Origin of the sequence: Ensifer sp. LC11 (assembly GCF_001695835.1) — a bacterium.
Classification (GTDB): domain Bacteria; phylum Pseudomonadota; class Alphaproteobacteria; order Rhizobiales; family Rhizobiaceae; genus Ensifer.
Genome location: NZ_MBSO01000023.1, coordinates 82,426 through 97,564 on the forward strand (window position 1 = coordinate 82,426; position 15,139 = coordinate 97,564).

The 15,139-nt window shown below is 63.4% G+C and carries 11 protein-coding genes; 4 read left to right on the plus strand and 7 right to left on the minus strand.

Annotation, left to right across the window (positions count from 1 at the left end; genetic code table 11):
- Window positions 1–3,210, plus strand: coding sequence for a multidrug efflux RND transporter permease subunit (locus BBX50_RS16700; RefSeq protein WP_065776450.1), 3,210 nt, complete (start codon window positions 1–3; stop codon window positions 3,208–3,210).
- 147 nt (window positions 3,211–3,357) lie between these two features.
- Here the strand turns inward: BBX50_RS16700 and BBX50_RS16705 are convergent, their stop codons facing one another.
- The 7 genes from BBX50_RS16705 to BBX50_RS16735 form a co-directional block, all read right to left on the minus strand.
- Entirely contained in the window at window positions 3,358–4,875 is a 1,518-nt protein-coding gene (locus BBX50_RS16705; RefSeq protein WP_065776451.1) for an FAD-dependent monooxygenase, read from the minus strand.
- A 139-nt stretch (window positions 4,876–5,014) separates the two neighbouring features.
- Entirely contained in the window at window positions 5,015–5,743 is a 729-nt protein-coding gene (locus BBX50_RS16710; RefSeq protein WP_065776452.1) for a FadR/GntR family transcriptional regulator, read from the minus strand.
- A 21-nt stretch (window positions 5,744–5,764) separates the two neighbouring features.
- Window positions 5,765–6,733 (minus strand): galactofuranose ABC transporter, permease protein YjfF, encoded by a 969-nt coding sequence (gene yjfF, locus BBX50_RS16715; protein WP_065776453.1) that lies wholly within the window; start codon window positions 6,731–6,733, stop codon window positions 5,765–5,767.
- A complete protein-coding gene (locus BBX50_RS16720; RefSeq protein ID WP_065776454.1) occupies window positions 6,730–7,755 on the minus strand; it encodes an ABC transporter permease in 1,026 nt (341 codons plus the stop codon). The genes yjfF and BBX50_RS16720 overlap by 4 nt, the downstream gene beginning before the upstream one ends.
- Complete coding sequence (gene ytfR / locus BBX50_RS16725; RefSeq protein ID WP_065776455.1) at window positions 7,752–9,266, minus strand: galactofuranose ABC transporter, ATP-binding protein YtfR; 1,515 nt, start codon at window positions 9,264–9,266, stop codon at window positions 7,752–7,754. Before ytfR ends, BBX50_RS16720 begins: the two co-directional genes overlap by 4 nt.
- Before the next feature lie 212 nt (window positions 9,267–9,478).
- Window positions 9,479–10,441, minus strand: coding sequence for a galactofuranose ABC transporter, galactofuranose-binding protein YtfQ (ytfQ, locus tag BBX50_RS16730; protein ID WP_065776456.1), 963 nt, complete (start codon window positions 10,439–10,441; stop codon window positions 9,479–9,481).
- A 219-nt stretch (window positions 10,442–10,660) separates the two neighbouring features.
- On the minus strand, window positions 10,661–11,560 hold the full coding sequence (locus BBX50_RS16735; RefSeq protein WP_065776457.1) for an EamA family transporter: 900 nt from the start codon (window positions 11,558–11,560) through the stop codon (window positions 10,661–10,663).
- Between the two features lie 90 nt (window positions 11,561–11,650).
- On the opposite strand from BBX50_RS16735, the gene BBX50_RS16740 reads away from it, so the two are divergent.
- The 3 genes from BBX50_RS16740 (at window position 11,651) to BBX50_RS16750 (ending at window position 15,094) form a co-directional block, all read left to right on the plus strand.
- Window positions 11,651–12,547, plus strand: a complete 897-nt coding sequence (locus tag BBX50_RS16740) for a LysR family transcriptional regulator (RefSeq protein WP_065776458.1) — start codon at window positions 11,651–11,653, stop codon at window positions 12,545–12,547.
- A gap of 132 nt (window positions 12,548–12,679) precedes the next feature.
- The gene (locus BBX50_RS16745; RefSeq protein WP_065776459.1) at window positions 12,680–13,702 is read left to right on the plus strand and encodes a LacI family DNA-binding transcriptional regulator; all 1,023 of its coding nucleotides are present in this window, start codon (window positions 12,680–12,682) and stop codon (window positions 13,700–13,702) included.
- Window positions 13,703–13,825: 123 nt separating this feature from the next.
- Window positions 13,826–15,094, plus strand: coding sequence for an extracellular solute-binding protein (locus BBX50_RS16750; protein WP_065776460.1), 1,269 nt, complete (start codon window positions 13,826–13,828; stop codon window positions 15,092–15,094).
- Window positions 15,095–15,139 lie beyond the last annotated feature (45 nt).

Here is a 15,139-nt window from a genome sequence, read left to right on the forward strand (position 1 = left end):
ATGATTTCAAAGATCTTCATCGATCGCCCGCGCTTCGCCACGGTCATTTCCATCGTGCTGACGCTGGCGGGCCTGCTCGCGCTCACCCGCCTGCCGATCGCCCAGTTCCCCGACATCGTGCCGCCGCAAGTGAGCGTCACGGCAAGCTATCCCGGCGCCGGCGCCGACGTGGTGGAAACCACGGTCGCCCAGCCGATCGAAAGCAAGGTCGTCGGCGTCGACGACATGCTCTACATGAAATCGACCAGCGGCGCCGACGGTTCCTATACGCTCACCGTCACCTTCGCCGTCGGCACCGACCCTGACATCGCCACCGTCAACGTGCAGAACCGTGTGTCGCTCGCCGAAGCCGGCCTGCCGTCCGAGGTCAAGCAGAGCGGCGTCAGCGTGCGCAAGAAGTCCTCTGCGCTGATGCAGGTGATCACCATCTTTGCCGCGGACGAGAAGCAGAACTTCGATTCCCTGTTTTTGTCCAACTACGCCACGATCAACGTGCTCGACACGGTCAAGCGCGTGCCCGGCGTCGGCGACGCCCAGCTTTTCGGCGCGCAGGACTACTCCATGCGCGTCGTCCTCGACATCGACCGGATGACCAGCCTCGACCTGACACCGACCGACGTGATCAACGCGCTGAAGGCCCAGAACGTCCAGGCCGCCATCGGCCGCATCGGCGCCCAGCCAATGACCGACGACCCACTGTTCCAGCTCAACCTTCAGACGCAAGGGCGCCTCACCGATCCCAAGCAATTCGAGGATGTGGTGCTGCGCGCGCGGCCCGACGGCTCCTATGTCCGCATCCGCGACGTCGCGCGGGTTGAGCTCGGCGCTGCCAGCTCCGACTCGAACGCCCGTATCAATGGCAAGCCTGTCGCCATGATCGGCACCTACCAGGCGCCGGGCGCCAACGCGCTTGCCGCAGCCAGAGGCGTGCAGGAGGCGATGGAGCGGCTGTCGAAATCCTTCCCGCCGGGCCTGACCTATTCGGTCTCCTACGACACGGCGCAGTTCGTCGAGGCCAGCGTCGACAACGTCGAAGAAACGCTGTTCGAAGCCTTCGTGCTCGTTATCCTCATCGTCTTCCTGTTCCTGGGGAACTGGCGGGCAACGCTGATCCCGCTTGTCGCCGTTCCGGTCGCACTGATCGGTACTTTTGCCGTGCTGCTCGCCATGGGCTTCTCGCTCAACACCGTGTCGCTGCTCGCACTCGTGCTGGCGATCGGCATCGTCGTCGACGACGCCATCGTGGTCGTCGAAAACGTCGAGCGCGTGATGGAGGAAAACCCTGGCCTTTCGGCGGCGGAAGCGGCGCGGCGCGCCATGGGTGAAATCACTGGAGCCATCGTCGCAATCACGCTGGTGCTGCTCTCGGTCTTCGTGCCGGTCGCCTTCATCCCGGGCTTGAGCGGCCAGCTGTTCCAGCAGTTCGCAGTCGCCGTCTCGGTGTCGATGGTGATCTCGGCAATCAACGCGCTGACACTCAGCCCGGCGCTCTGCGCCGTGCTTTTGAAGCCGCACCACGGACCGAAACGCGGCATTCTCGGCTTTATCTCGCGCACCATCGACAAGGGACGCGATGGCTATGCCTTTGTCGCCGGCCACATTGCCCGGCGCGCGATCATCGGGCTTGTATTGCTGGCGGTTGCCTTCGTCGCCACCGGTTTCCTCTTCCGCGTCGTTCCGACCGGCTTCCTGCCGGCGGAAGACCAGGGCGCCTTCTTCACCGAAATCCGCCTGCCCGAAGGCGCGTCCTACAACCGCACCGATGAGGTGGTGAAGCAAGTTGAGACGATGCTGGGCGGCATCGAAGGCGTTGCCAATGTGATCACCGTCACCGGCTATTCCTTCCTCGATGGCCTCTCCAAATCCAACTCGGCCTTTGCGATCGTCACCATGAAACCCTTCGCGGAGCGCCTGAGTGACGCGGCCGGGGTCGAAGCGGCGATCCGCACGACCATGGTCAAGGGCCAGGCGATCCGCGGCGCGCAGATCTTCGCCTTCAACCTGCCGCCGATCATGGGCCTCGGCACCGGTTCGGGTTTCGAGTACCAATTGCTCGACCTGCAGGGCCGTTCGGTCGCCGACCTCTCGGCAACCGCCGGTGGTCTGATCATCGCCGCCAACCAGAACCCGGCGCTCGGGCCGACCTTCACCACCTATTCGGCAAGCTCGCCGCAGCTTTACCTCGACATCGACCGCGACCGCCTGCAATCGCTTGGCGTCTCGGTCAGCGACCTTTTCACCACGTTGCAGGGCACGCTCGGCAGCTACTACGTCAACGACTTCAACCTCTTCGGCCGTACCTGGAAAGTGACGATGCAGGCAGCCCAGGTTGACCGAAACGCTGTCGACGACATCCAGCGTCTGCACGTGCGCAATTCGAGTGGCGACATGGTGCCGGTCGCCTCGGTCGCCAAGGTGGATTACATCGTCGGTCCGCAATCGATCGTGCGCTACAACAACTATCGCTCGATCACGCTCAACGGCCAGCCGTCCGCCGGGCATTCGTCGGGCGAAGCGCTTGCCGCGATGGAGGCGCTGTCGGCATCCACCTTGCCACCCGGCTACAGCTACGAATGGACGGGTACGGCGCTGCAGGAACTGGAAGCGGCCGGCAAGACGACGGCAATCCTGGCCATGGCCGTGCTCTTTGCCTACCTCTTCCTTGTAGCGCTCTACGAAAGCTGGACGATCCCGGTTCCGGTGTTGCTCTCGGTCGCCTTCGGCGTCTCCGGCGCGCTGCTCTCGGTGCTCGTCGCGGGGCTTTCCTTCGACATCTATGCCCAGATCGGCCTCGTCGTCTTGATCGCACTCGCCTCGAAGAACGCGATCCTGATCGTCGAGTTCGCCAAGGCGCACCGCGAGGCCGGAGCCCCGATCGTCGAAGCGGCGATCGAGGGTGCGCGCGCCCGCTTCCGCGCTGTCATGATGACGAGCTTCGCCTTCATCGTCGGCCTGGTGCCGCTGGTGATCGCCAAGGGCGCCGGCGAGCTCAGCCGCCGTGCGGTCGGCACCGGCGTTGCCGGCGGCATGCTCGCCGCGGCGCTTGTCGGCATCTTCGTCATTCCGGCGCTCTATGTCGCCTTCCAGTGGCTGCGCGAGCGCGGCCACAAGCTCGTCGGCATCTCCAGGCATCCGGTCGAGGGGCATGATGCAGCGACCGAGGCTGGCACTACTGAGGGTAAGGTCCAGACGCCGACGGGCCATGGCTAAGTTCGGCGGCACGACCCTCCGATCAAGTAAATGGGGCCACGCTGGCCCCATTTTTGTTTCGACGATTCTGTCTGGGGGCGCTCCCGTGTCAGCCAAACCCTGCACCGCACAAACGAGCGGCGGAATTTCCCGCGGCGAGGGCGCGCATCAGGACGGCGTGATCCCCGCTTCCGCCAGATAGGCTTCGAAAGCCTCAGGCGCCTGCTCCGCCGCAGCCACCGCGACGTAGGTATCCGGCCGCAGGAGATAGGCCGCGTCCACGGCCAAGCCGGCCGCCGCGTGCTGATCGGTCGAGGGGAATACATGGAGCGGCACATGGCGCGCCGCGCACCATTGTCTCAATTCGCCGGAAGCCGCTCCATAGACGTGAACCTGCCAGCTGATGGCGGCAAGCGGCGCGTGGTTGTCGAGACCATTCGCCAGGACCCAGGGTAGCCGGTCTCCACCCTCCACCCTGCCAGCCGCACCACGGCTCAAAGGTCCGCCGCGATAGTTCAGCTGGGTTTGCGAGAGTATGCGGAACAGGAACTCCCGGATGCCGCCGATGCGGTAGGCGAAACTCGCCAGAAAGGGAGCGATCTCAACCCGCAGGAAATCCGCGAAACGGCCTTCGGCGGTCACGAAGGTGAACAGTCTGTCGGTCGTCTCCACAAGCTGTCGCGCAAAGCCGATGCGCTCGTCTTCATAGCTATCGAGCAGCGTGTCAGGTGCTCGGCCCCTCAAGACCGCCGTGAGTTTCCAGGCAAGATTGATCGCATCGCCGATGCCGGTGTTCATGCCCTGGCCGCCGACAGGGCTGTGCACATGCGCAGCGTCACCCAGCAGGAAAACGCGCCCCTGCCGAAAGTGCTCGGCGACGCGATGATGGACGCGATAGGTCGAGAACCAGTTGACCTTGTCGATCGTGAGCTTGAGGCCCTCGATGGCGCGGTGGCTGACATCTTCGAAACTGAGCCTGTCCACGTCTTCGCGCTCGCCACGGACCAGACCAATCAGGCGTCCCCGACCTTTCCCATGGGCGAGAAGGGCAACGAAGTCGCTGCTTTCGAGCGAGATATGCACTTCGCCATTGGCGGCAGGCCCGCTCGCCTCGACGTCGGCGACGTAGAAAGTCTGGTGATAGGTGCCGCCCTTAAACCCAACCGCGAGCTTGTGCCGGACCGGCGAGCGCGCGCCATCGCAACCGGCGAGGTACCGCGCCGTAGAAATCCGCTCGCTGCCGTCAGGCAACCGATGGCGCGCACGGACCTCACCACCCACGTCCTCGAAGTCGACAAGCTCGGTCTGCCACTCGACGGTGACGCCGATCGCTTCCAGGCGCTCCGCCAGCAGGCGCTCGTGATGATCCTGCGGATAGACCAGGACAAAGGGGTAAGGGGTCAGCTTCGCACCGGTCGGGCTGAAGGATATCCGCGCCTTCGCCCTGCCCTTCGCCCAGAGATTGACCGATGGGTTGCGGTGTCCGGCCGCGACGACCGCTGCTGCCAGATCGAGCTGGCGATAGAGTTCGAGTGTGCGGGCGTGCACCACCATCGCCCGCGACGTCGGACCAGGAGCGCTGTTCTTGTCGATGATCCGGACCTTCACCCCCTGGACGGTCAGCCAGAGGGCAAGCACCAGCCCCGTCGGCCCAGCGCCGACGATCAGAACATCCTGTTCCGTCATCCTGCCTTCTCCGCTCGCTCCGCCTGCGACCCAGCATCGGTCGCCACCTGCGGCAGCCTACGCGCACATGCCCGGTGAAGCCAAGCGGCACCGCATGCACGCGACCTTGCGGCGAGGCGCCGAAGCCCTTGTCGGCGGATCAGCCACTTCCCTTCAAGTTTGCAATCAACTGCTGCTGCCCGACGCGGATCACGTGCTCCATGGCAATTCGTGCGCCTTCCTCGTTGCGAAGCCGGATCTCCTCGACAATGCGGATATGCGCGACGGCGACGCGGTCGATCTCGGCGCCATCAGCCGCCGCGTTGGTCAACTGGAAAACACCTATCAGCGCCGCCTCGATCAGGCTACCAACGGTCTGCATGAACGGGTTGAGCGAAGCCTCGAGCAGACGGAGATGGAATTCGAGATCCGCACGCGCCAGCGTCTGCGCGCTATGGCCGGCATCGCCCATGGCGACGGCCAGTCGCATCATGTGGGAAATATCGGCGTCCGTGGCACGCCGCGCCGCCAGTCCGGCCGCATAGGGTTCGAGCGCGAGACGGACTTCGCTGACATGGCGAAGAAACTGCTCGTCGACGCCGGCCCGGAAATGCCAGGTAAGCACGTCGCCGTCGAACAGGTTCCAGTTTGCCCGCGACATGACGCGCGTGCCGATGCGGGCACGGGCGACGACGAGCCCCTTGGCCGCGAGCGTCTTCATCGCCTCTCGGAGCACGGTGCGGGAGACATTGAATCGAGCCGCAAGCTCCGTATCGCCGGGCAGAATGTCTCCAACGGCGAATTCCCCTCCGATCACCGCCTGACCAAGCTCTTCGACGACGAGCCGGTGGCTCGTCCTTTTGCGCGGCGTCTGGAGGGAGGGCCACATCGCACGATCCTCAAGGCCCCGTCACGCTCGCTGCTGGCGATGACGGGACGCGTAGATGATGCCCTTCTGCAAAAGGATGAAAGCAAAGAGCAGAAGCCCGATCAGGATCTTCGTCCACCAGCTCGACAGCGATCCGTCGAAGGTGATGTAGGTCTGGATCAGGCCCTGGATGAGGATGCCCACCAAAGTGCCGGCAACGAAGCCGGAGCCACCTGTCAGGAGCGTCCCGCCGATGACCACCGCGGTGATCGCGTCCAGTTCGACGCCGACGGCGGCAAGCGAATAGCCGGCCGATGTGTAAAGCGAAAAAACGATGCCGGACAATCCGGCAAGCAGGCCCGACAGCGCATAGATCCGGATCGTGGTTGCCGCCACCGGAACGCCCATCAGCCTTGCCGTCGCCGTCCCGCCGCCGAGCGCGTAGACATTGATGCCGAAACGGGTCCGGTGGGCAATGAGGATACCGATCGCAAAGACGAGCAGCATCAGCCCGCCGATGAGCGTGATGCGCCCGCCACCGGGCAGCTTGAAATAGAGCCCTTTCAAGGTCGCGTAGAAGGGATGCTTGATCGGAATGCTGTCGATCGACAGCACGAAGGCCATGCCGCGCGCGAGAAACATGCCGGCAAGCGTCACGATGAAGGCCGGCATTTCCAGATAATGGATGATCGCCCCCATCAAGGCTCCGAAGAGGGTCGCGATGGCGAGGACCATCACGAAGGCGACAAGCGGGTGCAGGCTGCTGTGCTCCAGCACGACCGCCAGAAACACGCCGGTAAAGGCGATGACCGAACCGATCGAGAGATCGATGCCGCCCGAGAGGATGACGAAGGTCATCCCGACCGCCGCAATTCCCAGGAAGGCGTTGTCGGTCAGCAGATTGCCAATCACCCGCGTCGACAGCATGTTCGGATATTGTGCAACGCAGAGCGCGTAACCCACGAGGAAGATCAGGATCGTCGCGGTGAGCGGAAGATGTTTCTGCTTCATTTCGCTGCTCGTTCTGTCGGTTTGCGGGCGCCGCGCGCCGGTACCAGGAAGGCAAAAGCCGTGCGGAACCGCGGCGCTTGCAGCACCAGAATGAAGACGATGATCCCTGCCTTGATGATCAGATTGAACTCAGGCGGGAAGCCCGAGAGAAGAATGCCGGTGTTGATCGCCTGGATGATGATGGCGCCGAGCACCGATGCGGCAATACTGAAGCGGCCACCGAGCAACGACGTCCCGCCGACCACGACGGCGAGGATCGCGTCGAGCTCCAGCCAGAGCCCGGCATTGTTGGCATCCGCGCCGCGGATATCGGCGGCCGCAATAATGCCGGCGATGGCGGCGCAGACGCCGGAAAGCACGTAGGCCGCCACGAGAAGCACCGGAGTAAGGACGCCGGAAAGCGTGCTTGCCCTACGGTTGATGCCGATCGCCTCTATCAGCATGCCGAGCGCCGTGCGCCTGACGAGTGCGGCAACCAGCGCCCCGAACACCAGCCAGATCACCACCGGCATCGGCAGACCGGCGAAGGAACCACTGCCGACGAAGATCAAGCCCGGATCGTTGAAAGTCAGGATCGCACCTTCGGTGATGAGCTGGGCGATGCCGCGGCCCGCCACCATCAGCACCAACGTGGCGATGATCGGCTGAATATCGAGCACCGCCACCAGCAGCCCGTTCCAGATGCCGCAAAGAACACCGACGCAGAGCGTGATCAGCAGGGTTGCCGCCAACGAATGCCCCGACGTGATGGAGGCCGCGGCCGTGGCGCCGCAGATCGCCATGACCGCGCCGACGGAAAGGTCGATGCCCTTGGTGGCGATGACGACGGTCATGCCGATCGCCAGAAGCACGACCGGAGCGCCGCGATTGAGGATATCGACAAGGCTGCCGTAAAGGCGACCGTTCTGGATCTCCAGGCTGAGGAAGCCGGGAAACACCAGCGACACGGCCGCGACGATGACGCAAAGCGCAATCAGTTGCGGCAGCAACCGGTTCAGATAGAGCCTGACGTCCGAAATCACGACGCCCTCCTGTCGTTGGTTGCAGCGATCGCTTCGACGATCTGATGCGCGGTGATCCGATGTCCGTCCAGTTCGGCGACATGGGCGCGATCACGAAGGACGATAACCCGTGTGCTGTAGGCAACCAGCTCCTCGATCTCCGACGAAATGACGACCAGGGACATGCCTTTCTCGCGCAGCGCCTCGATGAGCTTGACGATCTCCGCATGCGCGCCGACGTCGATGCCGCGCGTCGGCTCATCGAGGATCAGCAACTCCGGCTCGGTCGCAAGCCAGCGGGCGAGGATCACCTTCTGCTGGTTGCCGCCGGACAGAAGCCTGATCGGCTTCTCCCGGTCGGCGGTGCGGATATCGAGCGCGCGAATGTAGTGATCCACCAACCGGTTCTGTTCTGCCCGCGAGATCGGTCGCGTCCATCCGCGGCGCGCCTGCAGGGCAAGCACGATGTTTTCCCGCACCGAGAGGTCACCGACGATGCCGGCGATCTTGCGATCTTCCGGGCAGAAGCCGAAGCGGTGGCGAATGGCGGCACGTGGCGATGGCAACTCGACCGGGCGACCGTCGATTTCTGCCTGACCACTGTCGGCCCGACAGGCGCCGAACAGGAGCTCGGCGGTTTCCGTTCGCCCGGAGCCGAGCAGGCCGGCCATGCCGACAACCTCACCCGCCCGAACATCGAGATCAAAGGGACTGATGTGGCCCTTGCTACCGTAGTTGCGGAAGCGATAGCGCATCGGTCCCTGTACGGCCTCCGGTCTAGGGGCGTGGATCTCGGCCGCGAGCTCGCGGCCGATCATCATCGCAATCAGCTCGCGGCGCTCCAGGTCTGTGGTCTCGCGGGTGCCGACGAGCTGCCCGTTTCTGAGGACGGTGATCCGGTCGGAAATCTCATAGACCTGCTCAAGGAAATGGGTGACGAAGACGATGCCGAGCCCGCGCGCCCTGAGCCTCCGCACGATGCGAAAGAGCATTGCCACCTCGTGGGCATCCAGGCTTGCCGTCGGCTCGTCGAGGATGAGCACCTTGCCGGAGAGATCGACAGCGCGCGCAATCGCGACAACCTGCTGGATCGCCACCGAATAGCTTGCAAGATCGCGCGTGACATCGAGGTCGAGCTCATAGTCCGCCAGCAGATCGCGGGCTTGACGGTTCATGGCGCGTGCGTCGACCATGCCGAAACGGCGCGGCTGGCGCCCGAGAAAGAGGTTCTCGGCGACCGTCAGGTTCGGCAAGAGATTGACCTCCTGATAGACCGTGCCGATGCCAAGCTTCTGCGCGTCGAAGGTATCGCGAGGATCAACCTCCTCGCCGTCAAGCAGGATGGTGCCGCCATCGCGGTGATAGGCACCGGTCAGGCATTTGATCAGTGTCGATTTGCCGGCGCCGTTTTCACCGAGCAGGGCGTGTACCTCGCCGCGCCGCAGGTGAAAATCGACCTTGTCGAGGGCCTTCGTTCCGGGAAATTCCTTCTCGATCCGAATTGCCTGGAGAATGTGGTCGCTGGTTTGCATTTGATGCCGTTCCCGCCATGCTGCCATCGGAAGAGCGATGAGAAAGGGCCGTGCGGTCTTGCGCCGGCATCCGCTCCAACCATCGTGATCAGCCGGCCGAAGCACAAGCTTGTCTCGCGTTAAGCGCGAGTGGCTTGCCTCCGGCCGGAGACGAACCGCCGCATAGCGCGGCGGTTCCGCTGCCTGCGCGCCGCGACGCAGGCAGCAAACGCTCAGTAGCCGAGACCCTTCTTCTCCTCGTAGACCTTCAGCGGTTCGTCAGCCTGGGTGTAGAGCTTCGATTCCGTCTGGATCCACTTCGGCGGCGCCGTGCCGTCCTTCTGGAACGCGGCGAGCGCGTCGAAGGCGGGACCGGCCATGTTCGGGGTAAGCTCCACCGTGGCATTGGCTTCGCCGGCGGCCATCGCCTGGAAGATATCCGGAACCGCGTCGATCGAGACGACGAGGATATCCTTGCCGGGTTTCAGGCCGGCTTCCTTGATCGCCTGGATGGCGCCGACCGCCATATCGTCGTTGTGGGCGTAGAGCGCGCAGATGTTCTTGCCGCCGTCCTCCGCTTTCAGGAAGCTCTCCATGACTTCCTTACCCTTGGTGCGGGTGAAATCGCCGGTCTGGCTGCGAACGATCTTCAGGTTGTCGTGGCCGGAAAGGGCCTGTTCGAAACCCTTCTTGCGGTCGATCGCCGGCGAGGAACCGGTCGTGCCCTGAAGCTCGACGACGTTGCAGGGCTTGCCCGCCGTGGTATCGACGAGCCATTTGCCGGCAACACTGCCCTCGTGCACGAGGTCGGATGTCACCGCCGTCAGGTAGAGATCCTTCGACGAATCGACTGTGCGGTCGAGCAGGACGACCGGGATTTCCGCGTCCTTGGCTTCCTGCAGCACCTCGTCCCAACCGGTCGCAACGACTGGAGCCAGAAGAATGGCGTTGACGCCCTGCGCAATGAACGAGCGGACAGCCTTGATCTGGTTTTCCTGCTTCTGCTGCGCATCAGCAAATTTGAGGTCGATGCCGCGCTGTTCGGCCTGCTGCTTGGTCAGCGTCGTCTCGGCCGCGCGCCAGCCCGACTCCGAGCCGATCTGCGAGAAGCCGACAACGAGTTCCGCGGCCGAAGCGCTGCCGAACGTGCAGGCAGCAAGGATCGTTGCACTCGCAAGTGCCTTGGCGATTTCCATGATTTCCTCCCAAAGAAAGCTGCCTCCGCGCAGCCATCGAGAAAAAATCATATAATATTACTTTTGTAAACGAGAAGTTTTGACTTTGGGCCGTTCAATCCGACTGCGAGGGAAGCCGGGCGCTCACGGCAGGGCTGCGCCGGCGGCAACACCGCGGGCCCTGGACGCTGGGATTTGGGCTCTGAGACTTGGGAGGCTTCAGCTGCGGCGTCGTGTCGTCTACCGCCGCGCCAACAGCGTACCGGCAGCGCTGGCGATCATCACGAGGACGACGCCGAAGATCTGGTTGAGGGACAACACCTGCCCGAGAATAACAAGGCCGGCGCCGGCGCCCATCGCCGGCTCCAGGCTCATCAGGATGCCGAAGGTCGAGGACTGCAGGCGCCGTAGCGCCATGAATTCAAGCGCGTAAGGCAGCAATGGCACAAGAACGGCGAGCCCTGCCGTTACCAGCAGCATGTGGGTGGAGAAGCCGGACTGCACCTGATGGAAGCCGAATGGCGTGGCGACGACCGCGGCAAAGAGCAGCGAGACGGCGAGCCCCTCCAGTCCCTTGAAACGTTGGCCGGCATGTTTCATCAGCACGATGTAGCCGCCCCAGCCGATGGCCGCGCCGAAAGCGAAAAGCAGCCCGCGAGTGTCTGCCACCCAGGCGGTGCCATCCCAGGAAAGGCACAGCACGCCGGCTGCAGCGATCGCCGGGAAAAGCAGCCGCCAGCCGCGTCCACCCAGGATCGCGGCGACGGTCAGGGGCCCAAGAAACTCGATGGCCACGGCAAGCCCGAGGGGAATGCGCTCGATCGCTGCGAAAAAGCAGAGCGTCATCATCGCCATTGTGGCGCCCAGCGTGATGGCCGTAAGCCATTGCGACCGCGTGTAGCTGAGGAACGGTGGCCGAACCAAAAGCAGCAGGAACGCGGCCGCCCAGCAGAGCCGTAACCAGGTGGCGCCGAAGGCGCCTAGATCCTGCATCGCCGGCTTCGAGAGCGCCGCGCCAAACTGCACGCTTGTCATGGAGAGCAGGCAAAAAGCGATGGCGAGAGACACACGACCGGTCGCGCCGTCCGCCGCTGCCGGCCCGCTCCAAGCGTTATCCGCCGTCGTTTCCGTCTCCGCCATGTCCGTTCTCCCTTTGACTTGAACAGACATAGCAATCGCGGCACAATAAGGAATGCTAATAATTGTGATGTCAGCATAAGAGACCGTTATATGCATGATCTGGACATCGGTCTGTTGCGCGCCTTTGTCGTGACCGCCGAATGCGGCACCGTCAGCGGCGCTGCCCAGCGGCTGGCAAGGACCCAGGCCGCCGTGAGCATGCAATTGCGCCGTCTCGAGGATGATCTCGGCACCAGGCTGTTGAACCGCAGCACGAGGGGCATGGACCTGACCGACGCCGGGCATGTGTTGCTTCCCTATGCCCAGAAAATGCTGGGCCTGAGCGTGGGCGCACGACGTGCGCTTGCCGGAAAGGCAGTCTGTGGCCCGATCCGCTTCGGCATGATCGAGGACATTGCGGTCGGGTCACTGCCAAAGGCGCTGCAACGTTTTGCCGAATGCCATCCGAGCGTAGCCCTGGAACTCACCGTTACCGAAAGCACCGTGCTGTCGGAGAAGCTGTCAACGGGCGAGCTCGATGTCGCAATCGGCGACCCGGCGCTCTTCCGCGGCCGGCCGGTCCTCACCTGGCGGTTGCCGCTCCGATGGGTCGCGGCGCGCGGTTTCGTCATGCCTCAGGAAGGTCCTCTGCCGCTCGTCACCTTCGATGGGGTTTGCACCTGGCGCCAGAAGATGATCGATGTGCTGAACAGCGGCAGGCGGCCATGGCGGACAGTGCTGACGAGCGCCAGCCTCGCCTCGATCCAGTCAATGATCGAAGCCGGCCTCGGCATTGCCGTTCTGCTGGACCTCAACATCCGTCCCAACACGATGAAGACCCTTGGCGACGACGATGGCCTGCCGCCGGCTCCGGAGATCGAGCTCGGTCTTTTCGCGGCCGACGAGCAGGGCCTGTCGTCCCGGCCGGTCGCGGCTCTCTGGGAGTTCCTGTCCGAAGAGCTTCAGGCGGAAGCCCTGGCCAAGGGCCGATCCTTGCCCGGATCTTAAGCGCCCTCCTCCCAGCTGGCGTCGGCGAACGAAATGCACGTCCAGTGATTGAAAAATCCAAGGCAAAATTTTACTAAATAAAGATTGCGCCGCGCCCAAATCGGGACGTTGGCGGCAGGCAGGACGTTGGACATGGTCACAATCAAGGAAATCGCCTCGGCCGTCGGGGTCTCGTCGGCAACGGTGTCACGGGTACTGAACTACGATCCGACGCTTTCGATCTCCACCAAGAAGCGGCAGGCGATCATCGAAACGGCCGAGGCACTGAACTACGCGACACCACGCAACCGCGGCCGCGGCGCGGGGCCGATGCAGGGCCTGAAGTTCGCCTTGGTGCACTTCCTGCAGCCCGCCCAGGAGCTGATCGACCCCTATTATGTCGGCGTGCGGCTCGGGATCGAAAACCGTTGTCAGGCGCTGAAGATCGAGGTGGTCAAAGTCTTCCACAATGGCAATCTGCCGGAGGCGGCGATCCTGCAGGGCGCAAACGGCGTCGTCGCCGTCGGCCACCATTACGGCGAAGAGGTCCACTGGCTGCGCCGGCACAGCCGCCACCTGGTCTTCGCCGACTTTGCTCCCGACGACGATGTCGATGACAGCGTGATGAGCGACGTCTCCGTAGCCATGAACCGCCTGCTTAACGGCGTTTACGGCATGGGTTACCGCCGCATCGGCTTCCTCGGCTGGATCGACGCGTTCCGCGACAAGGACGACATTCATTCGGAGCGCCGCTGCCGCGCCTTCATCCACTGGATGACCAAGGCCAGCCTTTACGATCCGGACCTCTGCATGGTCGAGAAGCTGACGCCGGACAGCGGTTACACGCTGGCAAAGGCGATGCTGTCGAAACCCAATCCGCCAGAAATCCTCGTCACCTGCAACGACAACATGGCGATCGGCGCCTACCGCGCCATTCACGAGATGGGCCTTCGGATCCCTGACGACGTCGCCGTCGCCAGCTTCAACGACATCCCCGTCGCCCAGTTTCTCGGGCCGCCGCTTTCGACGGTGAAGATCCCCGCCGAAGTGATCGGCGAGACCGCGGTCGACCTTCTGGTCGAACGCCTGACGGGGCGCGACGTCGCCAAGAAAGTGATCCTTGGGACCGAGATCGTCTGGCGCGGAAGTACCGTCGCGGCCGATCCAGCCGCTTAGTCGGACCGATAAAACTTCGGTGGTAAAAATTTACTGAAATATTGCCTTCTTCAGAATTTTGCGAAATACTCCGCGCCGAGACCAGGAGGAGTGTCTCGGGGAACGAGTTCGAGGGAGGAACCAATGGACATGCGTACCTATCTGCCGCGCTTTGCCGCGATCGCGCTTGCTAGCGCTAGCTTCTTGGCGGTCACCGCCGCAGAGGCCAAGGAAATCACCATCTGGTGCTGGGATCCGAACTTCAACGTCGCGATCATGAAGGAAGCCGGCGCGCGCTATTCCAAGTCGCATCCTGATGTCACCTTCAACATCGTCGACTTCGCCAAGGCCGACGTCGAGCAGAAGCTGCAGACCGGTCTTTCGTCCGGCACGGCGGACGCGCTGCCGGATATCGTATTGATCGAGGACTACGGCGCGCAGAAGTATCTGCAGTCCTTCCCTGGCGCCTTCGCGCCGCTTTCCGGCACCGTCGACTATTCCGGCTTCGCGCCCTACAAGGTTGGGCTGATGACGCTGGATGGACAGGTCTACGGCATGCCGTTCGATTCCGGCGTCACCGGTCTCTATTATCGCAAGGATTATCTGGAGCAGGCCGGCTTCAAGCCCGAGGACATGCAGAACCTCACCTGGGATCGCTTCATCGAGATCGGCCAACAGGTCGAGGCCAAGACCGGCAAAAAGATGATGGGTTTCGACCCGACGGATGCCGGGCTCGTGCGCATCATCATGCAATCGGCCGGGCAATGGTATTTCGACAAGGACGGCAAGGCGAACATCACCGGCAACGCGGCGCTCAAGGCATCGCTTGAGACGGTCGGCAAGATCATGTCTTCCAACATCTACAAACCCGCCGCCGGCTGGGCCGACTGGGTCGGAACATTTACGTCCGGTGACGTCGCAACCGTCATCACCGGCGTCTGGATCACCGGCACCGTCAAGGCGCAGCCGGACCAGTCGGGCAAGTGGGGCGTGGCGCCGATCCCGGCACTTTCAATCGACGGCGCGACGCATGCGTCGAACCTCGGCGGATCAAGCTGGTACGTGCTCGAAAGCTCGGCCGAGAAGGCCGAAGCGATCGATTTCCTGAACGAGATCTACGCCAAGGACGTCGATTTCTACCAGACGATCCTTCAGGACCGCGGTGCCGTCGGCTCGCTGCTCGCCGCCCGTAGTGGCGCCGCCTATGGCGCGGCCGACCCCTTCTTCGGCGACGAGAAGGTCTGGCAGAACTTCTCCGACTGGCTCGCGAAGGTTCCCTCGGTCAACTACGGCGTCTTCACCAACGAGGCGGACACCGCCGTCACTGCACAACTGCCGGCTCTGTCGCAGGGAATGCCTGTTGACGATGTGCTGAAGGCGATCGACGCCGAGATCAGTGGTCAGATCCAGTAATCGCTCCCGCGACTGACTGCACCTGGCCGTGGCAACAAAGGCCAC